This is a genomic window from Pantoea sp. KPR_PJ (assembly GCF_041386365.1).
Lineage (GTDB): Bacteria > Pseudomonadota > Gammaproteobacteria > Enterobacterales > Enterobacteriaceae > Pantoea.
Window position 1 is genome coordinate 76907 of the sequence record NZ_JABMIK010000012.1, and the last position, 25027, is coordinate 101933.

Sequence of the window (25027 nt, forward strand, 5' to 3'; positions counted from 1 at the left end):
GCCGGCACAAGGCCGGCTTTTTCGCATTACCGAGTAAGATTACTCAGCAACGACATTCACAACCAGTTTAGCGAAAACTTCGCTGTGAACCTGGAAGTCAACTTCGTGTTCACCGGTGGTGCGCAGAACGCCGTTCGGCAGGCGAACTTCGCTCTTAGCCACGTCAACGCCAGCTGCAGTAACAGCGTCAGCGATGTCGCGAGTACCGATAGAACCGAACAGTTTACCTTCGTCGCCTGATTTAGAGGCGATGGTCACTGAACCCAGTGCATTGATTTTCTCAGCGCGTGCGTTGGCAGCAGCCAGAACGTCAGCCAGTTTAGCTTCCAGTTCAGCGCGACGAGCTTCGAAAAATTCAACGTTTTTCTTGGTAGCAGGAACAGCTTTACCCTGCGGTACCAGGAAGTTGCGCGCGTAGCCCGCTTTAACGTTGACCTGATCACCCAGGCTGCCCAGGTTTGCTACTTTATCAAGCAGAATAACTTGCATTACCTTATCCTCTTAAAGTCGTTAATGGACAGTTGCCGATTACTGATGACGATCAGTGTACGGCAGCAGAGACAGGTAACGCGCGCGCTTGATAGCACGAGCCAGCTGACGCTGGTATTTAGCGCGAGTACCAGTGATGCGGCTCGGTACGATCTTGCCGCTTTCAGTGATGTAGTTTTTCAGCGTTGCGATATCTTTATAATCGATCTCTTGAACGCCTTCCGCGGTGAAACGGCAGAACTTGCGACGACGGAAATAACGTGCCATTTGGCTAGTCTCCAGAATCTATCAATTCAATCTGCTCGGCATGCAACACCATCTTACTTTGCCCATTTCGTGCCTGATGGCAGCTAATGAAGCCTTCAAGGGTGAGCTGCGTGCCGACCGTTATATGTTGAGTAATCTCCTGATGGAGTATGCCGCTGATAATCACAGGCATTCTGCACCAGGCTTGCCGGTGAAAACCGGCTTCTTCCTGCACTGAGCGGTGCTCAAGCACGAACTGGCAGTGAGGAATTCCTGACGGGCTCACTTTTCGAACCGGCGTCTTGCACACGGTGCCAGACAGGCGCAGTCGATTGGCCGTCACGAATGATTACTCTTCAGAATCCCCAGCATCTGACTCGTCAGAGGTTTCGTTAGCGAAGTCTTCGCGGCGCTCACGACGCTCGTCTTTCGCTTTAACCATCGGAGAGGCTTCGGTAACCGCGTGCTTAACGCGCATAACCATGCTGCGGATAACGGCGTCGTTGAAGCGGAAGTTCGTTTCCAGCTCGTCGATCGCTTCCTGCGGTGCTTCTACGTTCATCAGAACATAGTGAGCTTTGTGCAGTTTGTTGATCGGGTAAGCCAGCTGACGGCGGCCCCAGTCTTCCAGACGGTGGATCGTGCCCTGTGCACCAGTGATAGCACCAGTGTAACGCTCGATCATGCCCGGAACCTGTTCGCTCTGGTCAGGATGGACCATAAATACGATTTCGTAATGACGCATCGAAATTGCTCCTTACGGATTATTCAGCCTCCTGTCAGGGTCAGCTGCGGCCCACGGAAGCAAGGAACGTTATAGGTCGTGAAACATTCTGCGAATGCAACGCGCCCCTGAATGCAGCTGAAAAATTGACGCGTAATCATACTGACGTAGCGCGCTAAACTCAAGCGCACATTTGATTAAATGGCAATTTAAGCGGCCTTTTGTGCTAATGCCATAATTTCAATGAGTTGAGCCAAACACCTTCCTTTTTTTGACAAAGATGTTCAGCATTGCCGTCTGGCATCGGTGACGCAGCGCACTAAACTTAATCATGACGCGGTGGGTTATGCCACGGCGTTAAAGAGTGTGTTCCCGTCAGTGAGGAGTCGAGCATGAAAACGTTCGTCATCGCCACTTTACTGGGTCTCTTCCTGTCTCCACCCGCCCTTGCCAGCCAGACTGACTGTGCGCAGCAGATGAGAAGTAACAGCAGCAAAGCGGCTTCAGGCTATGTCTATGTCAATCGACTGGACGCGCCAGGCAATACGCACGCCAGCCCTGCCGGCACGACGGAGCGATTGTCAAATCAGTGGTGATCTACGCAGGAAACAGGCTGACGGCTAGCTGCCAGCCTGTTCTGCTCAGAGATGCTGTCTGAAAAAGTCCACCAGCGCGCGCAGTGCGAAAGGCGTAATTTTATGGCCTGTCCCCGCCTCAGCATAAAAGGTCATCTGCTGCGCCCGATCGCCCGCCTGCAGAGCAGCAACCAGCCGCGCCGTCTCGCTGAAAGGGACGACCTCATCAGCTTCGCCATGCCAGAGCAGCAGCGGCCGGTTTGCCAGCAGCGCCAGCCTTTGACTGGGATCGTAAGCGGCCAGCGGAGCCAGCAGCCGATCACACTGTGCCTGCTCCGCAGGTGAATGCACGAGCAGCGGCGGAAACAGCGACTGGCTGAGCTGCATAAAATAGCCTGATCCCATCAGGCAGGCGACGCTACCAATGTGTGGATAGCGCACCATCGCGCCCAGTGCGGTCATGCCGCCCAGCGATGCACCCGCCACGGCAAAGCGTTCGTTATCAATCAGATTCGCCGCACGCAGCGCAGCCTCCAGCTGTGGCAGCTCATCGATATTGCGCTGCAAAATCTGCCAGAAACGCGTGAGTCGCAGCGCACCGTCGCCGTTGTCGCGCGCACCGTGCAGATCGGCATCTGGCATGATCGCCCGAAATCCCGCCTGCGCCAGCGCGACGGCCAGATAAGCGTACACCTCTTTTGATGAGGTGAAACCATGATAAAGCAGCACCGTTGGCAGCGGTGCGTGTCGCTGACCAGCAGGCGCGGCATGCAGCACCTCTATGCCCGCCAGCCTTTCCGTATTGAGTTCAATCATGCTTGCTCCGCCTGAAAGGTTAACTCCGCTGCATTCAGGGCCGCCCCGCCGCCAGCGGTAAATGCCCTCAAAAATTTTACTGCCTAATCAGGCAGTAAACCTTTTGTTGCCGATGCCGTTAATCGTATCTCCATTAAACCCGATCCAAAGGTATTTTATGAAGCGTCTCTCTCTCAGCCGCACGAGTCTTGGAGTTAAGCTGTCTGTACTGACGTCTCTCAGCGTCGCGCTGCTGCTGTTCGTCCTGACCCTGACCCAAAGCCATAATGCAGCCCGTCAGCTGGAAAGCCTGGCCATTGATGACATGCACAATCAGGTGCAGGGCATCAGCGAAATGGCAAGCATGTTTAACGCTACCCTGACCGACGAGGTCAACAGCTACACGCAGCTGTTCGCCAGCTTTCTGCCGCAGCGCTTTAGTCGCGACGATAGCTCACGCATTCAGGTAGGCGAGATCGCTACGCCGACGCTGCGTGCTGGCCTCAAAACCCTAAACCTCGATGAAGTGGCCGTCGACGACTTTTTACAGCGCACTGGCGCGGTCTCTACCGTTTTTGTGCGTGACGGTGATGATTTTTATCGTATCTCTACCTCGCTAAAGAAGGAAGATGGCAGCCGCGCCATTGGCACGCGGCTCGATCGCAGCAGCGCAGCATGGAAAAGCGTCAGCCACGGTAACATCTATCGCGGACTGGCCACGCTGTTTGGTCATCGCTATATCACGCAGTATCAGCCCGTCAAAGACGACAGCGGCGCGGTAGTCGGCATTCTGTTTGTGGGCGTGCAAATTGATAAGCAGTACGCACTGATGCGCGACAAAGTGCTGGCCCGCAAGTTAGGCGACAGCGGTCATTTCTTTGTCCTGAACGGCGCGCCAGGCACGACGCAGGGCCAGTATCTGTTCGATCGCCACCGCGAAGGCAAACTGCCAGACTGGGATAGCGGCGTGCAGCAGGCGCTGCTGAGTCAGCCGCAGGGGATCCGGGAAATTAAGCTGAATGGCGAAAGCAATATGCTCGCCTGGCAGCAGCTGCCCGGCTGGGACTGGATTGTCGTGGGCGAAGTCAGCCGGGACAGCCTGCTTGCCCCGATCACTCACAGCCGTAACCTGTTTATGCTCACCGGACTGGTGCTGGTGGTGATCTTTGCGCTGGGCTTTGTGCTCTACAGCCGGAGTGCCATTACCCGACCGCTGCAGCAGGTTATCCATCTGGCTGAGCAATATGCCGCTGGCAACCTGCGTGTCCATCTGGAGACCCAGCGCCATGATGAGGTTGGCCAGCTGATCGTCGCCATCAACGGCATCGGCGACGGGCTGGAAAAAATTGTCGGCCAGGTGCGCGTTGCTGCGCAGGAGATCAGCGACGGTACTGATACTATTGCCGCCAGCAGCCTGAACATCAGCGAACAGATTAGCCGCCAGGCAAGCAGCGTCGAAGAGACCTCCGCAAGCATGGAGCAGTTTGGCGCGACGATTGAACATACCGCCGATCACCTGCGCCAGGCGATGACGCTGGTGGCAGAGGCAAGCGGTCTGGTGAACCACGGTAACGAAACGGTGAGCCGCTCGGTCAGCACGATGTCAGCCATTCAGGTCTCTTCCAGGAGCATTGCTGATATCACGCATGTGATCGAATCTATCGCCTTCCAGACCAATATCCTGGCGCTCAATGCGGCGGTAGAAGCAGCACGTGCTGGTGAACACGGCCGCGGTTTTGCGGTGGTTGCAGCGGAAGTCCGCGCGCTGGCGCAGCGCAGCGCACAGGCGGCAAAAGAGATTGATGGCCTGATTGCCACCTCAATTCGCAACGTTTCCGAAGGCCACCAGCTGTCGCAGCAGACCCATAACGCCATGACCGATATTGTGTCGCACATTGAGCAGGTGCAGACGCTGATGGATGAAATCAACGTTGCCGCACAGCAGCAGGCGGCGGGTATTGGTCAGGTCAATCTGGCGATGAACCAGATCAGCCAGGCGACGCACGAAAACAGCGAGCTGGTGGCGCAGGCCGATGCCTCCGCGCAGAACCTGAGTCACAAAGGCCACTATCTGACTCAGCTTGTTAGCGTATTTCACCTGAAATCCTGACGCTCTTATGGGACGGTGACTTACACTTAATCTCACCGCCCCTCTGGAGAGAACCTTATGCGCTACGCTTACCTGCTGACACTGGCGCTGCTGTTAAGCGGCTGTTCCGCGTTGAAAACCACGCCGCAACCGCCGCCCGCGCCCGCCCATCAGGCGCAGGAAATTAACCGGGCACAAAGCGCCGGACTGCCACGGCTTGGCAGCATCAGCGCCCAGGTGCGCGGTTCCCCTGATGACGCGCAGCGTGCGCTGGCAGCCGAAGCGAATCAGCGCGGCGCGGTCTACTATCAGGTGATTATGCTGGACGAAACGGTAATGCCGGGATTCTGGTACGGTACGGCGATCCTCTACGGCGCCTCACCCACCGCTGGCGCGCATCAGTAAGCGATCGGCCACGGCACCATCCAGTGGGCGAACACCCCGGCTGTCGAGCCATTGCTGGCACCATGCATCCGCCAGCGGTGGCTCAGCATATTTCAGCAGCTGTGCGCCCGTCGCCAGCAACACCAGTCGCAGGCTAATCTCCCGCGCCTGGCTCTCCTGTAAACGCTTTATACGCAGCGTTAGCTGCCGCCACGCCGCGTCAAAATAGCGGTTACTGCCCTTCACCGCCTCAAACTCCTGATGCAGCATCTCAGCGATGCCAGCCTGCTTGCCTGACACCCGCAGGACATCCAGGCACATCACGTTGCCCGCTCCCTCCCAGATGCTGTTGACCGGCATATCGCGATAGAGACGCGGCAGCTCACTCTCTTCGCAGTAGCCTATGCCGCCCAGTACCTCCATCGCTTCGGCAACAAAGGGCATTCCAGCCTTGCAGATAACATATTTCGCCGCAGGCGTGAACAACCGGGCAAAGAGCGCCTCCTGCGGCTGCGAGGGCTGTGACCAGGCGCGCGCCAGCCGCATCAGCAGCGCTGTCTGGCCCTCCAGCTGAAGCGCCTGTGCCGCCAGTACCTGGCGCATCAGCGGCTGATCGAGCAGGTTTTTGCCCATGACCTGGCGCTGGTGCGCATGATAAAGCGCCACGGAAAAGGCACGCCGCATCTGACCGTGGCTGCCAAGCGCACAGTCGAAGCGGGTCATCCCCCCCATCCTGAGTATCAGCCGCAGGCCGTCGCCCTCCTCCCCCAATAGCCAGCCAGTGGCGTCCTGAAACTCCGCCTCGCTGCTGGCGTTGGAGCGGTTACCCAGCTTCTCTTTCAGCCGTTCGAGGCGAACCGCATTGCGTGTGCCGTCTGGCAGCAGGCGCGGCAGAAAAAAGCAGCTCAGCCCTTTATCACTCTGGGCGAGGATCAGATGAGCATCGCTCTGCGGCACGGAAAAAAACCATTTATGACCGGTAATGCGCCAGAGCGAACCGGGTGCGCGATCCGCCAGCGGCTCGGCGCGCGTGGTGTTAAGAGTGACATCGCTGCCGCCCTGCTTTTCTGTCATTCCCATGCCGATCAGCAAACCGCGCTTCTGATTGCCCGGCAGCATGTGGGTGTCATAGCGATCGCTAAGCAGCGGCTCGTGCCAGCCGCTAAAAGCGTCAGGCAACCAGCGCTGGAGTAGCGGGACGGCAGCGTGCGTCATAGTGACGGGACACAGGGTCCCGGCCTCTACCTGCGCATGAAGAATAAAGCGTGCGGCACGCGCCACCATCGCGCGCTCGCGCACGTCGGGCTGCCAGCTCAGGTTGTGCAGGCGGCTGGCACAGACGCCCTGCATGAGCAGGTGCCAGGCGGGATGAAAACGCAGATCGTCGATGCGGACGCCGCGCGCGTCATAGCGCAACAACTCCGGCGGTGCGCTATTAGCCAGTCGGCCCAGCTCCAGCGACTCTGCGCCGCCAAGCTGTGCGCCAACGGACGCCAGCCATTCGCGATCCCATTCCGCGCCTTCACGCGCCAGCGCTTCACACAGCGGTGTGTCGGAAAGAAAGAGATTGCTGTTGCTGAGAGGCTGCGGCTGATTAAAAACGGTGTGGGTTGTCCAGGTCATAACCACTCCTCGCGATGCATGTCCCGCTAAGTATGGGAGAGCGGCGCGCAGTTATGCCTGGCACTGGGAACATTTTGCGGCAGCGATCACGCCCCGCGCTGGCGCACCGCTTCAAACAGACAGACGCCGGTAGCAACAGAGACGTTCAGCGAAGAGACACTGCCTGCCATCGGAATACTGATCAGCTCATCGCAGTGTTCACGCGTCAGACGACGCATACCTTCACCTTCGGCACCCATCACCAGCGCCATCGGCCCGGTCATTTTGCTCTGGTAAAGCGTATGATCCGCTTCCCCTGCTGTGCCCACCACCCAGATGTTGTATTCCTGGAGCAGACGCAGGGTGCGCGCCAGGTTAGTGACGCGGATCAGCGGCACATTCTCTGCCGCGCCGCTGGCCACTTTTTTTGCCGTAGCGTTGAGCGAGGCTGAACGGTCTTTCGGCACGATTACCGCATGCACGCCTGCCGCATCGGCACTGCGCAAACAGGCCCCGAGGTTGTGCGGATCGGTTACGCCATCCAGCACCAGCAGTAGCGGTTTTTCCAGACTTTGCAGCAGATCCGGCAGATCGCCCTCCTGATACTGACGGCCGGGCTTGATGCGCGCCACAATTCCCTGATGCACACCGCCTTCAACCTGGCCGTCGAGCCACTGGCGGTTCGCCAGCTGGATAACGATACCCTGAGCTTCCAGCGCCGCCACCAACGGCTGCAGGCGACGATCGTCGCGGCCCTTGAGGATAAAGACTTCCTGGAAACGCTGGGGATCGCGCTCCAGCAGGGCCTGTACGGCATGGATACCAAAAATAATTTCGCTCATCGATCTGCTCAGTTAGGAATTGAATGGACTTCAGCGGACGCTTTCTGCGCGGCAGAAAGCGTCCGTTAACGCATCAGGCGGAGTTAGCCTGTTTTTTTCGCGGCGCGCTTCGCCTTTGTGGCGGCGGCGATTTTACGGGTTTTTTCTGACGGTTTTTTGCTTTTTTTCTCTTTCTTCGCTTTGGCCGGTTTTGACTTGTCGTCGCGGAACGCTTCATTGGGCTCGAAGTTGCCTTTTTTACCCATCTGGCGACGGCGCTTCGGCGCTGTTTTGCCTTCACGCTTCGCTTTGTCACGGGCAGTTTTGCCTTCACCGCGTACCTGACGCTGGCTGGAGATCAGCGCAAAGTCGATCTTGCGCTCGTCCAGATGCACCGCCTCAACGCGGACTTCGACGGCATCGCCCAGGCGATAGGTGCGTCCACCCGACTCGCCGATCAGGCGCTGGCCAACCGGATCAAAACGGTAGTAGTCGTTGTCCAGCGTAGAGACGTGTACCAGCCCATCGATAAAGAGATCGTTCAGACGCACAAAGAAGCCAAAGCCGGTGACGCTGGAGATCACGCCGTCAAAGGTATTACCAACCTGATCCTGCATAAAGTCGCACTTCAGCCAGTCGGCAACGTCGCGCGTGGCTTCATCGGCACGACGTTCCGTCATGGAACAGTGCTGGCCCAGCTGCAACATTTGCGGCATGTCGTAGTGATATCCACCGGTCGGCGTGGTGTTGCCTTTGACTTCGCCTGCCGCCTGCGCCAGCAGATACTTGATGGCGCGGTGCAGCAGCAGATCGGGATAGCGGCGAATCGGTGAGGTAAAGTGCGCATAGGACTGTAACGCCAGACCGAAGTGCCCACGGTTTTCCGGATCGTAAACTGCCTGCTTCATCGAGCGCAGCAGCATGGTCTGCAACATCTCTGCATCGGGACGATCGGCGATCTGCGTCAGCAGCTCGGCATAATCGACTGGCTCCGGCTTCGCGCCACCGGGCAGAGAAAGTCCCAGCTCATTTAGCACGGTGCGGAAGCTGGTGATGCTGTCGTCGCTGGGACGATCGTGATCGCGGAACAGTGCCGGTTCCTGGTGCTTCTCGACAAAGCGCGCAGAGGCGATGTTGGCGAGGATCATGCACTCTTCAATGAGCTTGTGCGCGTCGTTGCGTACGGTACGCTCAACGCGCTCAATGCGGCGTTCCGCGTTAAAGATGAACTTCGCCTCTTCGGTTTCAAAGGAGATGCCACCGCGTGCATCGCGGGCCTGCTCCAGCACCTGGTACATGTTGTGCAGCTCTTCCAGCGGCTTCAGCAGCGGCGCGTATTGTTCGCGCAGCTCTGGATTGCCCTGCAGGATGCTCCACACCTTGTTATAGGTCAGACGCGCATGTGAGTTCATCACCGCTTCATAATGCTTATAGCCGGTCAGCTTGCCGGCGGCAGAGATGGTCATCTCACACACCATGCAGAGACGATCAACCTGCGGATTGAGCGAGCACAGCCCGTTTGAGAGCACTTCCGGCAGCATTGGCACTACCTGAGACGGGAAGTAAACCGAGGTACCGCGCTGCATCGCTTCGTCATCCAGCGGCGTGCCGGGACGCACGTAGTAGCTCACGTCGGCAATCGCCACCCACAGACGCCAGCCGCCACCACGTTTTTTCTCACAGTAGACGGCATCATCAAAATCGCGTGCATCTTCGCCATCAATGGTAACCAGCGGCAGCTTGCGCAGGTCAACGCGCCCTTTCTTCGCCTCCTCCGGTACCTCTTCGCTCAGCTTACTGACCTGTTTTTCAACCTCTGGCGGCCAGCTGTGCGGGATCTCATGGGTACGCAGTGCCATATCAACCGCCAGGCCGGTGCCCATGTTATCACCGAGGATCTCGGCCACTTTACCAATGGCTTTCGTACGGCGCGTCGGACGCTGAACCAGCTCGACCACGACCACCGATCCCATACGCGCCTGTAAGGTCTCTTCTGGTGGGATAAGGATGTCAAAGCTCAGACGGCTGTCATCCGGCACCACAAAGCCGGCACCCGCATCGGTGAAGTAGCGGCCAACAATTTGGTTGTTGCGCGGCTCCAGCACGCGGACCACGCGCGCTTCACGGCGGCCTTTACGATCGGCACCCAGCGGCTGCGCCAGGATAACGTCGCCGTGCATACACATTTTCATCTGCTCGGCAGAGAGATAGAGGTCGTCTTTCTGGCCTTCGACGCGCAGGAAGCCGTAGCCGTCGCGATGGCCGATGACTTTGCCGCGCAGCAGATCAAGACGTTCCGGCAGCGCATAGCACTGGCGACGCGTGAAGACCAGCTGGCCATCGCGCTCCATGGCGCGCAGACGACGACGCAGCGCTTCAAGATGTTCTTCGTCCGTCAGGTTCAGTTCCTGTGCCAGCTCGTCGCGGCTGGCCGGTTTTTCCCGTTTTTCCAGGTGAGCCAGAATAAACTCGCGGCTCGGGATGGGGTTTTCGTATTTTTCAGCTTCTCTTTCCTGAAAAGGATCTTTTGACATAGCGGTTCCTCCGATGTCATTTCAGATTCATTGCCACCGGCGGTTCGGACAATAAAATGTGGTATAGGGGTTCATTCCCCTCGACTAAATCAGCCAGCGTATAGCTGTCCAGCTCGCGCAGAAACAGCTGAACGGCATCGTTCAACGCTTTTTTTAAGCGGCAGGCTGGGGTGATGACGCAGGTGGCGCAGTCTACTAGCTGTAGCGGTTCCATTTTGCGCACAACATCGCCGATGATGATATTACGCGGATCCATACCCAGACGGATGCCGCCGTTTTTGCCGCGCGTTGCCGCAATAAATCCCGCCCGGCTAAGTTGATTAATGATTTTAACCATATGGTTACGTGACACGCCGTAGGTCTCGGTGACTTCAGTAATATTGGTCATTTTACCTTCCGGCAAACTGGCCATATAAATTAAGGCCCGCAGGCCATAATCAGTAAAACTTGTCAGCTGCACAATTACCTCAGTCGATCACTCATGGCGTGTTTGTTTACTTCTTTCGTATAGCGGTTGATTTTGATAGTAAACCGGCGCGCGGTTACTGTAGATGATAAACCAGTGTCAAAACTAACGTGTGTTTTTTTCAGCCGGACGGCGATGTGAGTGCGCGAAGAGATGAAAAGCAGAAAAAAGGCCGGAGTGTCTCCGGCCTGTGCAAGATTATGCGTCGAACGGATCGCGCAGAATCATGGTTTCGCTACGGTCAGGACCCGTAGAGATAATATCAACCGGTACGCCCGTCACCTCTTCAACGCGCTTGATGTAGTCGCGCGCGGCCTGCGGCAGACCTTCCAGCGTTTTCACACCAAACGTCGTTTCGCTCCAGCCCGGCAGGGTTTCATAGATCGGCTCAATGCCTTCCCAGTTTTCTGCAGCCAGCGGCGTAGTGGTGACTTCACGACCATCCGGCAGGCGATAGCCTACACAGATTTTCACTTCTTTCAGACCGTCCAGCACGTCCAGCTTGGTCATACAGAAGCCAGACAGGGAGTTAATCTGCACTGCACGACGCACGGCTACCGCATCCAGCCAGCCAGTACGGCGACGACGGCCGGTGGTGGCACCAAACTCGTTGCCTTTCTCACACAGGAACTCACCAACGTCATCAAACAGCTCAGTCGGGAACGGACCTGCGCCTACGCGCGTAGAGTAAGCTTTAACAATGCCCAGCACATAATCAACGCAGCGTGGACCAATGCCCGAACCGGTCGCCACGCCGCCAGCCGTAGTATTCGATGAGGTCACATAGGGGTAGGTGCCGTGATCGATGTCCAGCAGCGTACCCTGCGCACCTTCGAACATAATCAGGTCACCGCGCTTCTGTGCGGTGTCGAGCAGATCGGAGACATCAACCACCATGCTGGTCAAGATGTCGGCAACGGCCAGTACATCGCTCAGCACTTTGTCGTAGTCGACAGCATCTTCTTTGTAGTAGTTAACCAGCTGGAAATTGTAGTAATCGACAATTTCTTTCAGCTTGATAGCAAAAGTCTCTTTATTAAAGAGGTCACCCACGCGCAGACCGCGGCGTGCGACTTTGTCTTCATAAGCCGGGCCGATGCCGCGACCCGTGGTACCGATCGCTTTGGCACCGCGCGCCTTTTCACGCGCCAAATCCATGGCAACGTGATATTGCAGGATCAGCGGACAGGCTTCAGAGATCAGCAGACGTTCGCGTACCGGTACGCCACGCTCTTCCAGGCCTTTCATCTCTTTCATCAGAGCTTCAGGCGACAGCACTACGCCATTACCGATGATGCTGGTAACGTTCTCACGCAGGATGCCAGATGGAATTAAATGGAGGACGGTTTTTTCACCGTTGATGACAAGTGTATGGCCTGCATTGTGGCCACCCTGGTAACGCACTACGTAATTTGCGCGTTCAGTCAGAAGGTCTACAATCTTACCTTTGCCTTCGTCACCCCATTGGGTGCCCAGTACGACGACGTTCTTACCCATTTTCAAAATCACCGATTGCTTAAAAATGGATTCTACCATCTGATCTTGCGGCTTTCAGCACTTTTAGCATACGTTTGCGCGCATTTTTTGCCTGCGTTTTGCACACTACAACATCCTGGGGAAAGCGCGCGCGCAAAGCACAATTTAGCCGCCGCTGTGGGAACTGAGCATACAGTAAATCACCATGCCCGCCACCACCAGTCCGCCGCCAAAGCGATGCAGAAGACGATCGGGCAACTTTGCCATCCCCAGAATCATGCGACGCCACATGCGTGGCAGAAACATCGGTCCCAGGCCCTCCAGCACCAATACCAGCGCCAGCGCCATCCATATGGTTGTGTTCATTTACTCTTCCAAAAAAAAAGGCCGACATGATTGTCGGCCTGTAGGTTATATCAGTTCTTATCGCGTCGCGTTAGAGGGCGCTTTCATATATCGGAAGAAGTCGCTGTCCGGGCTAAGCACCATCACGTCCTGGTTATCGCCAAAGCTGTTTTCATAGGCGCGCAGGCTGCGGATGAATGCATAGAAGTCAGGATCCTGACTGAAGGCATCAGCAAAGAGTTTAGCCGCTTCGGCATCACCATCACCGCGGGTAATCAATGCGGTACGCTGCGCTTCTGCCAGGGTACGCGTCACCTGATAGTCCGCCTGAGCGCGCAGTTTCTCCGCCTCTTCCTGACCCTGTGAACGCTGGCTCCGCGCTACCGCTTCACGCTCAGCGCGCATACGGTTGTAGATAGCGTCAGACACTTCCGTTGGCAGATTGATCTGCTTAATGCGCACGTCGACAACCTGAATACCCAGCGCCGCCATACTGTTGGGGTTAATAGCAGGCTCTTTGCTGTTGGTTTCACGCTCAACGCGTGCTGCCGCGCTGGCGATAGCATCATCCGCTGCTGGCGTCTGTACTTCATCGTCGTTGCCTGCGCTACCGGTATTCAGCGCATCGCGCACGTCGGTGGTCAGACGGCCACGAGAATCGGTGACAATGTCTTTCACATCAAGACGGCCCATTTCAGAACGCAGACGGTCGCTGAACTTACGCTTCAGCAGCACTTCTGCCTGAGAAACATCACCGCCGCCCGTTGCCAGGTAGTAGCGGCTGAAGTCACTGATACGCCATTTGATATAGGAGTCGACGATCAGATCTTTCTTCTCTTTGGTAACAAAGCGATCCGCCTGGTTGTCCATGGTCTGAATACGCGCATCCAGCGTTTTAACCGTTTCAATAAACGGCACCTTCATGTGCAGACCGGGTGCAAACACCTGCGGTTTATTTTCATCGTCGCGCAGGACTTTACCAAAGCGCAACACGATGCCGCGCTCGCCTTCCTGCACCACAAACAGTGAAGCGTAAAGCGCCACCAGTACAACAATAATGACTACGATTATGGGCTTACGCATCGATTACTCTCTCCCTTCGCGCTGGGTATCGTTGCGCAGAGCATTAGCTCGACGCTGATCCATGATGCTGTCTGGATTGTAGGCTGACGTGTCGCTGCGGCTGGCGCTGCTGCCAGGTGATGCAGGTAACGTAGACAGATTCGCGCCTTTCTGACCGCTCTGCGCCGCGCCGCTCGCGCCGCGTATCAGCTGATCGAGCGGCAGCACCATCAGATTGTTGCTACGATCGTTCACCAGCACTTTGCGGGTATGGCTCAGCACGCGCTCCATGGTTTCAATATAGAGACGCTCTTTCGTGATATCCGGTGCTGCTTTATATTCCGGCAGCAGCTTGGCAAAACGCGCCACTTCACCTTGCGCTTCCAGGACGGTGCGCTCTTTATAAGCACGCGCCTCTTCGAGAATACGCTGCGCCTGACCGTTAGCGCGTGGCTGGACTTCGTTCGCGTAGGCTTCCGCTTCACGAACATACTGCTCACGGTTTTCTCGGGCAGCGATCGCATCGTCGAACGCGGCTTTTACTTCTTCCGGCGGACGCGCGGCCTGGAAGTTAACGTCCAGCAGGGTAATACCCATGTTGTAAGGGCGAATGGTTTCATCAATTTCGCGTTGCGTATCGCTACGTACCACGGTACGTCCTTCGGTCAGGATGCGATCCATGGTGGAGCGGCCAATAACGCCGCGCAGCGCGCTGTCGGTCGCCTGCCGCAGGCTGTCATCTGCGCTGGTGACGGCGAACAGGTAGCGTTCAGGATCGGTGACGCGGTACTGCACGTTCATCTCAACGCGCACCACGTTCTCGTCTGAGGTCAGCATGACGCCTGAAGCAGCCAGTTCTCGTACTGCTTCGACGTTAACCGCGCGCACCTGATCGATAAAGGTAGGTTTCCAGTTCAGGCCTGGCTCGACCAGATGGCTAAACTTACCGAAGCGCGTGACGACACCGCGCTCCGCTTCTTTAATGGTGTAGAATCCGCTGGCGGCCCAGATAACCACCGCCGCCACTGCGACGATACCCACCAGTTTGCCACCGCCGCCGCCGCTGCGCTGGCCATTATCATTCTGTTTGCCACCGCCCAGTCCGCCGAGCTTTTTACTCAACTTACGGAAGATATCATCCAGATCCGGAGGTCCTTGTTCACGACCGCCTTTATTGCCCCCAGAGTTGCCGCCTTGATTATTGCTGCTTCCCCACGGGTCGCGGTCCTGTCCGTTATTACCGGGCTGATTCCACGCCATGTTCTACTCCATTTATTGTTAGTGCGCTGTTTACCCTGCAGCTTTCAGGCTGTAGCTGTGTTGGCTGCCTTAGCTCTACCGATCACTTACCGGGGTAAGCTCTTAGGCATTCACTCAGCGGCCGCCTTGCTACAGCCTGAAATCGTTGGGTAAACCCTGCTGTTCGCGGCTGTAGCTGCGTTGGCTGCCTTCGCTCTTTCCGATCGCTTACCAAGGTAAGCCCAGAAAAGAAATATCCCAGAAAAACGGCAGCCGCCTGCTACACCATACACGCTATTGCGTAAGGACGTTTGGGCAACTTGTCAAACTATGTAATCGGTCAGTGACGGCTCTTGCTTACAGAGGCGTCGCCAGTCAACCATCGGCAGGCGCACGCGTAACCCAACGTCGCCGTTTTCTTCATTCCATTCGTCTTCAATGGCCTGCAGCTGATAGAAGCGGCTGCGCAGTCGGCCCGCGTCTGGTGGCAGGCGCAGTTCAAACTGTGCGATCTCACCTGCCAACCGTTCAGACAAGGCCTGCCAGAGCAGTGGAATGCCTTCCCCACTTTGCGCTGAGAGCCAGACGCGAATCGGCATATTCTCTTCATTACGGTCGATGCGCGGAACGAACCCGTCCAGCATATCGATTTTATTCATGACCAGCAGTGCGGGGATCTCATCGGCGTCGATCTCTTCCAGCACCGCATCGACGGCTTCTATGTTTTCGTTTACGCGAACGTCGGCAGCATCAATAACGTGCAGCAGCAGCGTCGCCTGGCGCGTTTCCTGCAGAGTCGCTTTAAAGGCGGCCACCAGATCGTGTGGCAGATGGCGAATAAAGCCAACGGTATCCGCCAGGACCACCTCACCCACATCGGCGACGTTCAGACGACGCAGCGTCGGATCAAGCGTGGCGAACAGCTGATCGGCCGCATAGACGTTAGCAGAGGTAACGGCGTTAAACAGAGTAGATTTTCCGGCGTTGGTATAGCCGACCAGCGAAACGGTGGGCACATCCGCTTTAGCACGTGCCTGACGCCCCTGCTCGCGCTGTTTTTCTACGCGCTCAAGCCGGGAGAGAATCTGACTGATTCGGTTACGCAGTAAGCGACGGTCAGTTTCGAGCTGGGTTTCACCCGGACCGCGCAAGCCGATACCGCCTTTCTGACGCTCAAGGTGCGTCCAGCCACGGACCAGACGTGTGGCAAGATGGCGTAGCTGTGCCAGCTCAACCTGCAGCTTACCTTCATGCGTGCGGGCACGTTGGGCGAAGATATCCAGGATTAGACCGGTGCGGTCAATGACTCGGCATTCACACAGACGCTCCAGATTGCGTTCCTGAGCAGGGCTTAAGGCATGATCGAATAAAACGACCGATGCTCCACTCGATTTCACCGCATCGGCAATTTCAGCTGCCTTTCCTTCACCGACAAAATATTTAGGATGTGGCGCTTTACGACTGCCGGTAATAACCTGCAGCGCGTCTACGCCCGCAGAAGACACCAGGGTTTCAAATTCCTGGAGATCTTCCATCTCTTTGTCTTGGGAGAACCAGATGTGTACCAGTACGGCCTGCTCACCGGCATCATAACGGTCAAACAAGCTATAACCTCACTTAGAAAATAGAAGACCAGGACGGCAAACGGCCTGCGCTCTCCCGCCCTGGTTTGTAGGGGTAGCGCGTTATTCCGCGTTATCGCCGTCTTGTTGTGGCTGCGATTGTGCAGAAGCGTTGTTGCTACCGCCGTGATGGTAGTTATTGCTGCCGCCACCAGCATTGTTGCTGTGGTGAGAGACCGGGCGTGATGGAACCACGGTAGAAATGGCGTGCTTGTAAACCATCTGGCTTACCGTGTTCTTCAATAAAATCACGAATTGATCGAAAGACTCAATTTGCCCCTGCAGCTTGATACCGTTGACCAAATAAATTGAAACCGGAACACGTTCACGACGCAGTGCGTTCAAAAACGGGTCTTGTAATGATTGCCCCTTAGCCATTCTATCTTTTCCTTATATGCTTGTTGTTTATTACTTGTAGAACCGAAGTCCTGAAAAAACTGCGTAAAAATTTGCGCACGATAACCAGCCAATTGTACACAATCACCCATGCTTCGCACTAAGAACCTGAAGCACCTCATCACGCGCCGTTTCTGGGTTGTCGCTGTCAAGCCAGCGAACATTTTCCCAGCCGCGTAACCAGGTTATCTGGCGTTTAGCAAGCTGCCGGGTTGCGCAAATTCCCCGATAAACCATCTCGTCGTAATCAATTTCGCCAGCCAGATACGACCACATCTGACGATAACCGACACAGCGGATGGAAGGCATATCCGTATGCAAATCACCTCGTGCAAACAGGGCCCGAGCCTCCGCTTCAAATCCTGACGCCAGCATCTGCTCAAAGCGTAAGGCAATGCGTTGATGCAGCAATTCACGGTTCGCGGGGGCGATTGCGAACTGATACACATCGTAGGGTAACGCTTCGCCAGATGTTTTTGTCAGTTCCGTTAAAGTTTTACCCGAAATAAAAAAAACTTCCAGTGCTCGCGAAAGTCTCTGCGGATCATTCGGATGAATACGACTCCCGGCAACGGGATCGATATCGCACAGCTGACGGTGCAGGGCATCCCATCCTTTTTCACGCGCCATTTGCTCTATGCGCTGGCGCACCTCTGGATCGGCCGAGGGCAGCGGCGACAATCCTTCCAGCAACGCTTTGAAATAAAGCATCGTTCCACCAACAAGCAGTGGAATACGGCCGTCTTTAACAATCTCATCCATCGCTGTCAGCGCATCGCGACGAAAGTCGGCGGCAGAATAGGCCTCCGACGGATCGCGAATGTCCAGCAGGCGATGAGGAGCCTGCGCTAACTCATCAGCCGACGGCTTCGCTGTCCCAATATCCATCCCGCGATAGATTAAGGCAGAGTCGACGCTAATAAGTTCCACCGGCAATTGTTTACGTAACGCAATCGCCAGTGCGGTTTTGCCCGAGGCAGTTGGCCCCATTAAAAAAATAGCCTTTGGTCGGCCAGCCTGGTTTTGTTCACTCATGCTTTAATGCGGCAAGCGCGCTCTCAATCTCTATAACCTGAATCAGGCCAGACGGCGGCGATTTCAACAGCTGTGGGCAGAGCCGTTCCAGCTCAGCCAGCAGCGTAATCGCCTGTGAATGATTCCAGTGAGGCGTGTCGGTATCGCAACGTCGCGCCAGCCATTGAGCCAGCTGGGCTGCGGCGCTCTCTGGCTGCTGGGCGAGGTAGCCTAACAGCTCTGGGATCAAGATTTGTAAATTTTGCGTGCGCAAGGGTAAAGGCACCGCACGTAACGTAACGTGATCGCCTTCAGGCTGAAGATCGATACCCATTTCACTCAGCAGGCTCTGCTTTTGTGCGGCGATCTGGCGCTCAGCTTTGGCGACTTTCATGCGTACCGGAATCAGCAGCGGCTGCGATTTCAATCCGGTCTCGCCCGGCTGTAGCTGCGCATGCCGTACCCAGCGAGCCGCTACCGGCAGCGAAAGCAGCAGCAAGGTTTGTGCCTGCTCCAGCAGCGCGTAACGCTCCTGTACCACTGTCAGCACGCGGCCAAAACTTTGCGCATGCGACGTCAGCGGCGCATCGACAGAACGTGCACGCGACGACGTAGCCTCTGCAGACGTGGCGCTCTCGCCAGCACGCGTACGTGATGGCGCAGCGGCAGATTCAACTGATGCCGTCGACGATGGCGCGGACGTGTTCAGCAGTTGCTGATAGACCTTGCCCTCGCGTTTACTGTAGCCGGGCTCTTTGCTTTGCCAGCCCGGTTGTGCGCCGCCGCCTTCGCTGCGGCGCGGCACGGCAGGCTGCGCAAAGTGGTTACCGCCCGCCGCCTGACGATTCTCCGGCTGCCAGCGTGGTGTGGGCTCTTCCGTCTGAGGCGCGGGCAGCGTTGGCGCACGACGACTCTCCTGCAGCACGCTCATCACGCCCTGACAGATAAAGTCATGTACCAGCCGTGACTGGTGAAAACGTACCTCATGCTTGGCAGGATGAACGTTGACGTCCACCTGATGCGGATCGATCTCAAGGTAGAGCACATAAGCGGGCTGCTGATCGGCCTGTAGCTGTGTCTGAAATGCCTGACGTATCGCATGATTAATCAGCTTGTCACGCATCATGCGGCCATTGACGTAGCAATACTGAATGTCGGTCAGCTGGCGTGAACCGGCCGGATCGGCCACCCAGCCGCGCAGCAGCAGATCGTCATGCTGCCAGTCGATACGCAGCGCATGCTGCATAAAGGTCGTGCCGCAAATTGCACCCAGCCGCCGTTCACGCTGCGACTCATCGCTGACCGCACGGTACTGACGCATCAGCTTGCCGTTGTGGCTGAGTGCGATAGCCACATCAAAGCGCGCCAGCGCAATGCGGCGGATCACCTCATCGATATGACCAAATTCGGTTTTTTCAGTGCGCATGAACTTGCGGCGCGCAGGCGTATTGTAAAAGAGATCGAGCACTTCCAGCGTCGTGCCGCACGGATGCGCCGCAGGTTTAACCGTGACCTCCATATCGCGGCCTTCGGCATAAGCCTGCCACGCTTCGCTCTGCGTCTGGGTGCGCGAGGTCAGGGTCAGGCGGGAGACCGAGCTAATACTGGCCAGCGCTTCGCCGCGAAATCCCAGGCTCATAATGGCTTCAAGGTCATCAAGGGAGGCGATTTTGCTGGTGGCATGGCGCGCCAGCGCCATAGCCAGCTCCTCTTTGCTGATACCGCAGCCGTTATCGCGGATGCGAATCAGTCTGGCGCCGCCTTTTTCGATATCGATGTCGATACGCGTCGCGCCAGCATCCAGGCTGTTTTCCACCAGCTCTTTTACCACCGACGCAGGACGTTCGACGACTTCGCCCGCCGCAATCTGGTTAGCCAGCTGCGGCGGTAAAATTTGAATGGGCATGGTGATAATCCTTATAGCGCCTGGCCCGGCACCTGGCCGGGCTGACCGTCAGGAGGCGGGGATTTTCAGGGTTTGCCCCAACATGACGTTTGAGGACTTCATATTATTTGCCTGCATAATCGACTGCGGGCTGACGCCGTAATGGGCGGCGATGGCCGTCAGCGAGTCGCCACGCACGACCTTATGACGCGCCGGGCTGCGCGCAGCCACACTATTACTGGCGGGCACTTTCAGGCGTTGTCCGACCCAGACCACGTCACGCTTGAGCGTATTCATCTCACGCAGCGTCGCCATCGACACGCCATATTTTGCCGCAATGCCGGAGAGCGTCTCACCGCGCGTGACCGTATGGCGCTGCACCGCCCCCGTATACTGGGTGACGCCGGTCGCCGGGTTACTGGCGACGCTCACCGCCGGCGATGAGCCGAGCGGTCGATTTTCCTCCTTTGGGAGCGATTGTAGCGGGTGCGCCAGGAAGTAATTGCGCAAGCCTTTGTAGATGGCTAACGCAATCTTATCCTGGTGTGCGCTACTGCCAAGCAGCCGCTCCTCCGAGGTATTACTGATAAAACCGGTTTCCACAAGCAGCGAGGGAATATCCGGCGAACGCAGTACGCCAAGACTGGCGTGTTCCGGCAAACGCTTGTGCAGCGGAGATACGCCGCGCAGCTGTTGCAATACCTTCACCGCTACGTCGTAACCAACGCGCTGCGAGTGGCCAAACTGTAAATCCAGCACCGCCTGGCTCAGGTAGGGATCGGCCTGACTGTTCGCCAATAGATCCCCTGCACCGCCCAGCAGCTCTGACTGCTTCTCTCGCTGCTCCAGCCAGTTTGCCATTTCACTGTTGGCGCGGCGATTTGACAGCACCCACACCGATGCGCCGGTAGCGCTGTGGCTTGGAGCCGAGTCGGCGTGGATAGAGACCAGCAGATTGGCATTCTCTTTACGGGCCACTTCAGAGCGGCCCATCACCGAGATAAAGTAGTCACCGTCACGCGTCAGCACGCCTTTGAACATCGGATCTTTATTCAGCAGCACCTTCAGCTTACGGGCGATAGCGATAGTGACGTTCTTTTCATGCAGGCCGTGCTGGCCGGTCGCACCGGGATCCTGTCCGCCGTGTCCGGCATCAATTGCAACAATCACCGTATCATTGCTGGTTGGCACCGCATTGCCGGGACGCGTGGTCGTATTCGCGTTGCTCACCGCCGTGACCTGATTAGCGTTAAACGGATTCGCCGCTGTACGGGCTGGCGCTGGCTGGCTTTGCGTTACCGCCGTCGAGACGGGGGCTGCGCGGCTCACCGGCTGCCTGCCCTTAATGGTGAAAACCACGTTATAGCTGCTGCCGCTGCGCTGCGTCACCGCTCGGGTTTTAGCCGACTGGGTCAGCTCCAGCACCAGGCGAATGCTTTGTTTATCTTTTGGCGTGCTGGTGCGAATACGCTTAACGATATTTTCGCCGCTAAAGTTCAGCGGCAGCCCCTGAATCACTCCGCTCTGACGAATGTCCAGCACCACGCGATCCGGGTTATGCAGCGGGAAGTAGCCATAGACCGGCTGGCCGGCAAAACTCAACGTGACGGTCGCCTGGCTGTCGCCATTTTCGACCTTGATATCGGAAAGGCTGGCGGCCAGTGAGGGCCCGGCAAACAGACACAACAGTAACAGCAGCGCGCTTTTCATCCGTGCGATCATGCCTGCGCCACCCGCTCGGTCAGGGTTTCACCCAGTGCAGAAAGCGCGTCGAGACGCGCTTCACGCGCACTGCCGACATAGCTTAGCGTCAGCGCCAGATCGGGCGGAGGTAGTACGCCAGCGCCCTGCTGCGGCCACTCAACCAGACATATAGCGTCGCCGGTGAAGTAGTCGCGGATCCCCATAAACTCCAGCTCTTCCGGATCGGCCAGTCGATAAAGATCGAAGTGATAGAGCGCCCGTTCGCCCAGCTGGTAAGGTTCTACCAGCGTGTAAGTCGGGCTTTTCACGTTACCCTGGTGACCCAGCGCCTGCAAAAATCCACGGCTGAAGGTGGTTTTGCCTGCGCCCAGATCGCCATAAAGATAGATCACCGCCGCGCCATTACAGGCATGGGCCAGCTGAGCGCCTAGATCGAGAGTAGCTGCCTCATCGGGCAAGGAAATAACACAGGTCTTCATGCTTTATTATTGGGTCATCTCTGGATTAACAAACTGCCAAAGCAGCTCGAATAAATCTGTGGCTAACATGCCGCGCGTACCGCGCCGCGCCGCCACCGCGTCTGCTGCTGCACCGTGCGCGACGCAGCCTGCACAGGCCGCATCAAATAGCGCCAGCTGCTGGCCCATCATTGAGGCGATAATACCACTTAGTACGTCGCCCATGCCGCCGGAGGCCATCCCTGCATTGCCAACATCGGCAAAGGCCATGTCGCCCTGCTCGCTGGCAACAATCGTTCCGGCCCCCTTCAGCACCACGACACCGCCATATCGTGCTGCCAGCGTCTGTGCGGCGTGCAGGCGGTCGCTCTCCACTTCGCTGGTCTTAACGCCCAGCAGTCGTGCCGCTTCGCCTGGGTGCGGCGTAATGATGCGATTCTGACGTTTCTGCGCATTGAATGCCAGCAGGTTAAGTGCATCAGCATCCCAAAGCATCGGCTTTTCGCTGGTCGCCACCGCTTTCAGCGCATTCTGTCCCCACTCGCGCTGGCCAAGTCCCGGCCCAATAGCAATAACGTCTGCCCATTCCAGCCCCTGATTAAGACTGCTGTCGGTCAGCTCATCAACCATAATTTCAGGGCGAGCCGTCAGGATCGGTACAATATTATCGCGATGCGTCAGCACGCGCACCAGCCCCGATCCGCTGCGCAGTGCCGCCTCTGCCGTCATGCGAATCGCGCCTGCGGTTCCGGTATCGCCACCGACCACCAGCAAACGCCCCTGGTTGCCTTTATGCGAAGTGGGTTTACGCGGTTTTAACCAGTGCGTTAAAAACGTAGCATCAAAGCGCGCCATCGGCGCATTTTCACCGGCGAGAAAGGCGGCTAAACCGAGGTCCGCATAGCGTAAGCTGCCCGTAAAGTCGCGCGCCTTACCGGTAATCTGGCCGGGTTTAAGCGCAATAAAGCTCAGCGTTTGGGTTGCCGCTATCACCTCTCCGGGCGCGCTCCCCGTGGCAGCTGACAAACCTGATGGCATGTCCAGCGCCAGTATGGGGGCAGCGTGCGCATTCGCCTGCTGGATCAGTGTGGAGTAGGGTTCCGCTGGTGCGCGGTTAATACCGGTGCCCAACAGCGCGTCAACGATCAGATCGATCGTTTCCGGCCAGATGGCGTCAGCCGCATGGATCTCGCCACCCGCTTCCAGCCAGGCATCGCGAGCGCGCTGCGCCTCATCCGGCAGCGGTTTATCCCCTTCACACGCCAGTAGCGTTACCGTCAGCCCTGCCGCCTGCGCCAGCCGCGCCGTGACATAACCATCGCCGCCATTGTTGCCATGACCACACAAAATCAACCAGTTACGCGCCTGCGGCCACTGTGCGGTGGCCAGTTCAAAGGCTGCCTGCCCCGCGCGCTGCATCAGTTCGTATAGCGTGATGCCCAGCGTGTCAGCGCCATCGCGTTCCAGCTGGTGCAGGGCCTGCGCAGGCCAGACGGAATATGGTAAACTGCGGCTGTTTGCTTTCGATTCCTGGTCACTCATGTCATACCCTCTCGATCTTCATCAGCTTGCTCAACAGATTAAACAGTGGGGCAAGGATCTCGGCTTTCAGCAGGTCGCCATTACCGACACCGATCTCAGTGCGGAAGAGCCACGTTTACAGGCGTGGCTGGATAAGCAGTACCACGGCGAAATGGAGTGGATGGCGCGTCACGGCATGATGCGCGCACGCCCGCATGAACTGCTGCCCGGCACGCTGCGCGTCATCAGCGTCCGTATGAATTACCTTCCGGCGAAAGCCGCCTTTGCCAGTACCCTGAAGAATCCGCAACTCGGCTATGTCAGCCGCTACGCTCTTGGGCGTGATTACCACAAAGTATTGCGCAATCGCCTGAAAAAGCTTGGAGAAATGATCCAGGAAAAGTGCGGCGAGCTTAATTTCCGCCCCTTTGTCGACTCTGCGCCAGTGCTGGAGCGCCCGCTGGCCGCGAAGGCGGGACTCGGCTGGACCGGCAAGCATTCCCTGATACTGAACCGTGAAGCAGGCTCCTGGTTTTTCCTTGGTGAGCTGCTGATTGATCTCCCTTTGCCCGTTGATACACCGCAAGAGGAGCAGTGTGGCCGCTGCGTGGCCTGCATGACAATCTGTCCTACCAACGCCATCGTCGAGCCTTATGTGGTGGACGCGCGGCGCTGTATCTCCTATCTCACTATTGAGCTGGAGGGCGCGATTCCGGAAGCGCTGCGCCCACTTATGGGCAATCGTATCTATGGCTGCGACGACTGCCAGTTGATTTGTCCGTGGAATCGCTACGGCCAACTCAGCGACGAGGTCGATTTTTCGCCGCGAGCGGTGCTGCATGCGCCGGAGCTGATGACACTGTTTGAGTGGGATGAAAAAACGTTTCTGCGCGTAACGGAAGGATCGGCCATTCGCCGAATCGGCCATTTGCGCTGGCTGCGCAATATCGCCGTGGCACTGGGCAATGCCCCCTGGACACCTGACATTATGCGCGTACTGGAAAAGCGGCTGGGAGAGCATGCCCTGCTGGATGAGCATATTGAGTGGGCGCTGGCCCAACAGCAAGAAAAGCGTCAGGCACAGAGTATTGAAGTACAGCCTGCACAGCAAAAGCGGCTGGTGCGCGCCATCGAAAAGGGATTGCCACGTGATGCATGATTAATCAGTGCGGAGAGCAAATGACTTTTCCACACGCTGTGCATAAAAATAAAAAGCTGTTGTCATTCAACTGACACAGAGAGTTATAAGGCAGAATTTAACAAAATGAAATATCCTCATTAATTTAAAAATCAATGATTTAAATGAAGGATGTGTATAAATGCTAATGTGGATAGCTTGAGAACAGACCAACAAAGTTGTGGATAACTCTGTTTAAAATAGTTTTACAGATCGCCGTAAGCAGCGAATAACAGGGCTGGCACGCTGTGGATAACCTGATAAGCGCACTGTGGGGCGCAGGTCGTCACGGCTTAGCCTAAACGTATGATTTTTAGCGATGTAAATTTGGAGCGGGAAACGAGACTCGAACTCGCGACCCCGACCTTGGCAAGGTCGTGCTCTACCAACTGAGCTATTCCCG

24 protein-coding genes are annotated in these 25027 nt (G+C 56.9%); 4 read left to right on the forward strand and 20 right to left on the reverse strand.

Annotation, left to right across the window (positions count from 1 at the left end):
- Window positions 1-39: 39 nt before the first annotated feature.
- Genes rplI through rpsF form a run of 4 tightly spaced genes read right to left on the reverse strand, consistent with a single transcriptional unit; the run spans window position 40 to window position 1480 of the window.
- The gene (gene rplI / locus HP564_RS19345) at window positions 40-489 is read right to left on the reverse strand and encodes a 50S ribosomal protein L9 (protein ID WP_123802483.1); all 450 of its coding nucleotides are present in this window, start codon (window positions 487-489) and stop codon (window positions 40-42) included.
- Window positions 490-528: 39 nt separating this feature from the next.
- Entirely contained in the window at window positions 529-756 is a 228-nt protein-coding gene (gene rpsR / locus HP564_RS19350) for a 30S ribosomal protein S18 (protein WP_000135199.1), read from the reverse strand.
- A gap of 4 nt (window positions 757-760) precedes the next feature.
- Window positions 761-1078: a primosomal replication protein N gene (gene priB / locus HP564_RS19355; protein ID WP_371245460.1), complete on the reverse strand. Its 318-nt coding sequence runs from the start codon at window positions 1076-1078 to the stop codon at window positions 761-763.
- Between the two features lie 6 nt (window positions 1079-1084).
- Window positions 1085-1480 carry a 30S ribosomal protein S6 gene (rpsF, locus tag HP564_RS19360; RefSeq protein ID WP_371245461.1) on the reverse strand — a complete coding sequence of 132 codons (396 nt, stop codon included), beginning with the start codon at window positions 1478-1480 and terminating at the stop codon, window positions 1085-1087.
- A gap of 371 nt (window positions 1481-1851) precedes the next feature.
- Here rpsF and HP564_RS19365 point away from each other — a divergent pair, with 371 nt between their 5' ends.
- Entirely contained in the window at window positions 1852-2055 is a 204-nt protein-coding gene (locus tag HP564_RS19365; RefSeq protein ID WP_371245462.1) for a hypothetical protein, read from the forward strand.
- A 45-nt stretch (window positions 2056-2100) separates the two neighbouring features.
- Here the strand turns inward: HP564_RS19365 and yjfP are convergent, their stop codons facing one another.
- Complete coding sequence (gene yjfP / locus HP564_RS19370; protein ID WP_371245463.1) at window positions 2101-2850, reverse strand: esterase; 750 nt, start codon at window positions 2848-2850, stop codon at window positions 2101-2103.
- Between the two features lie 157 nt (window positions 2851-3007).
- On the opposite strand from yjfP, the gene HP564_RS19375 reads away from it, so the two are divergent.
- Together HP564_RS19375 and bsmA are read left to right on the forward strand one after the other, a co-directional pair.
- Window positions 3008-4939, forward strand: coding sequence for a methyl-accepting chemotaxis protein (locus tag HP564_RS19375; protein WP_371245464.1), 1932 nt, complete (start codon window positions 3008-3010; stop codon window positions 4937-4939).
- Window positions 4940-4996: 57 nt separating this feature from the next.
- Window positions 4997-5323, forward strand: coding sequence for a biofilm peroxide resistance protein BsmA (gene bsmA / locus HP564_RS19380; protein ID WP_371245465.1), 327 nt, complete (start codon window positions 4997-4999; stop codon window positions 5321-5323).
- On the opposite strand, the gene HP564_RS19385 is transcribed toward bsmA, so the two are convergent.
- The 15 genes from HP564_RS19385 to nnr form a co-directional block, all read right to left on the reverse strand.
- Entirely contained in the window at window positions 5297-6925 is a 1629-nt protein-coding gene (locus HP564_RS19385) for an isovaleryl-CoA dehydrogenase (RefSeq protein ID WP_371245466.1), read from the reverse strand. The two genes, bsmA and HP564_RS19385, sit on opposite strands and share 27 nt — an antisense overlap.
- 86 nt (window positions 6926-7011) lie before the next feature.
- On the reverse strand, window positions 7012-7746 hold the full coding sequence (gene rlmB, locus HP564_RS19390) for a 23S rRNA (guanosine(2251)-2'-O)-methyltransferase RlmB (protein ID WP_371245467.1): 735 nt from the start codon (window positions 7744-7746) through the stop codon (window positions 7012-7014).
- Between the two features lie 83 nt (window positions 7747-7829).
- A complete protein-coding gene (rnr, locus tag HP564_RS19395) occupies window positions 7830-10259 on the reverse strand; it encodes a ribonuclease R (RefSeq protein ID WP_371245468.1) in 2430 nt (809 codons plus the stop codon).
- A 16-nt stretch (window positions 10260-10275) separates the two neighbouring features.
- Complete coding sequence (gene nsrR / locus HP564_RS19400) at window positions 10276-10719, reverse strand: nitric oxide-sensing transcriptional repressor NsrR (RefSeq protein WP_371245469.1); 444 nt, start codon at window positions 10717-10719, stop codon at window positions 10276-10278.
- A 204-nt stretch (window positions 10720-10923) separates the two neighbouring features.
- Window positions 10924-12222, reverse strand: a complete 1299-nt coding sequence (locus tag HP564_RS19405) for an adenylosuccinate synthase (protein ID WP_371245483.1) — start codon at window positions 12220-12222, stop codon at window positions 10924-10926.
- Between the two features lie 144 nt (window positions 12223-12366).
- A complete protein-coding gene (locus HP564_RS19410; RefSeq protein ID WP_371245470.1) occupies window positions 12367-12567 on the reverse strand; it encodes a DUF2065 domain-containing protein in 201 nt (66 codons plus the stop codon).
- A 57-nt stretch (window positions 12568-12624) separates the two neighbouring features.
- The gene (gene hflC, locus HP564_RS19415; protein ID WP_123802492.1) at window positions 12625-13629 is read right to left on the reverse strand and encodes a protease modulator HflC; all 1005 of its coding nucleotides are present in this window, start codon (window positions 13627-13629) and stop codon (window positions 12625-12627) included.
- Between the two features lie 3 nt (window positions 13630-13632).
- A complete protein-coding gene (gene hflK / locus HP564_RS19420; RefSeq protein ID WP_371245471.1) occupies window positions 13633-14868 on the reverse strand; it encodes an FtsH protease activity modulator HflK in 1236 nt (411 codons plus the stop codon).
- A gap of 302 nt (window positions 14869-15170) precedes the next feature.
- The gene (hflX, locus tag HP564_RS19425) at window positions 15171-16451 is read right to left on the reverse strand and encodes a ribosome rescue GTPase HflX (RefSeq protein WP_371245472.1); all 1281 of its coding nucleotides are present in this window, start codon (window positions 16449-16451) and stop codon (window positions 15171-15173) included.
- 81 nt (window positions 16452-16532) lie between these two features.
- The gene (gene hfq, locus HP564_RS19430) at window positions 16533-16847 is read right to left on the reverse strand and encodes an RNA chaperone Hfq (RefSeq protein ID WP_371245473.1); all 315 of its coding nucleotides are present in this window, start codon (window positions 16845-16847) and stop codon (window positions 16533-16535) included.
- Between the two features lie 102 nt (window positions 16848-16949).
- Window positions 16950-17900 (reverse strand): tRNA (adenosine(37)-N6)-dimethylallyltransferase MiaA, encoded by a 951-nt coding sequence (gene miaA / locus HP564_RS19435; RefSeq protein ID WP_371245474.1) that lies wholly within the window; start codon window positions 17898-17900, stop codon window positions 16950-16952.
- Complete coding sequence (gene mutL / locus HP564_RS19440; protein ID WP_371245475.1) at window positions 17893-19785, reverse strand: DNA mismatch repair endonuclease MutL; 1893 nt, start codon at window positions 19783-19785, stop codon at window positions 17893-17895. Before mutL ends, miaA begins: the two co-directional genes overlap by 8 nt.
- 48 nt (window positions 19786-19833) lie before the next feature.
- Window positions 19834-21486, reverse strand: coding sequence for an N-acetylmuramoyl-L-alanine amidase AmiB (gene amiB / locus HP564_RS19445; protein WP_371245476.1), 1653 nt, complete (start codon window positions 21484-21486; stop codon window positions 19834-19836).
- Window positions 21483-21947 carry a tRNA (adenosine(37)-N6)-threonylcarbamoyltransferase complex ATPase subunit type 1 TsaE gene (tsaE, locus tag HP564_RS19450; protein ID WP_371245477.1) on the reverse strand — a complete coding sequence of 155 codons (465 nt, stop codon included), beginning with the start codon at window positions 21945-21947 and terminating at the stop codon, window positions 21483-21485. The genes amiB and tsaE overlap by 4 nt, the downstream gene beginning before the upstream one ends.
- A 6-nt stretch (window positions 21948-21953) precedes the next feature.
- A complete protein-coding gene (nnr, locus tag HP564_RS19455) occupies window positions 21954-23468 on the reverse strand; it encodes a bifunctional ADP-dependent NAD(P)H-hydrate dehydratase/NAD(P)H-hydrate epimerase (protein WP_371245478.1) in 1515 nt (504 codons plus the stop codon).
- Here nnr and queG point away from each other — a divergent pair.
- On the forward strand, window positions 23467-24606 hold the full coding sequence (gene queG, locus HP564_RS19460; RefSeq protein ID WP_371245479.1) for a tRNA epoxyqueuosine(34) reductase QueG: 1140 nt from the start codon (window positions 23467-23469) through the stop codon (window positions 24604-24606). The two genes, nnr and queG, sit on opposite strands and share 2 nt — an antisense overlap.
- Window positions 24607-25027: the final 421 nt, after the last annotated feature.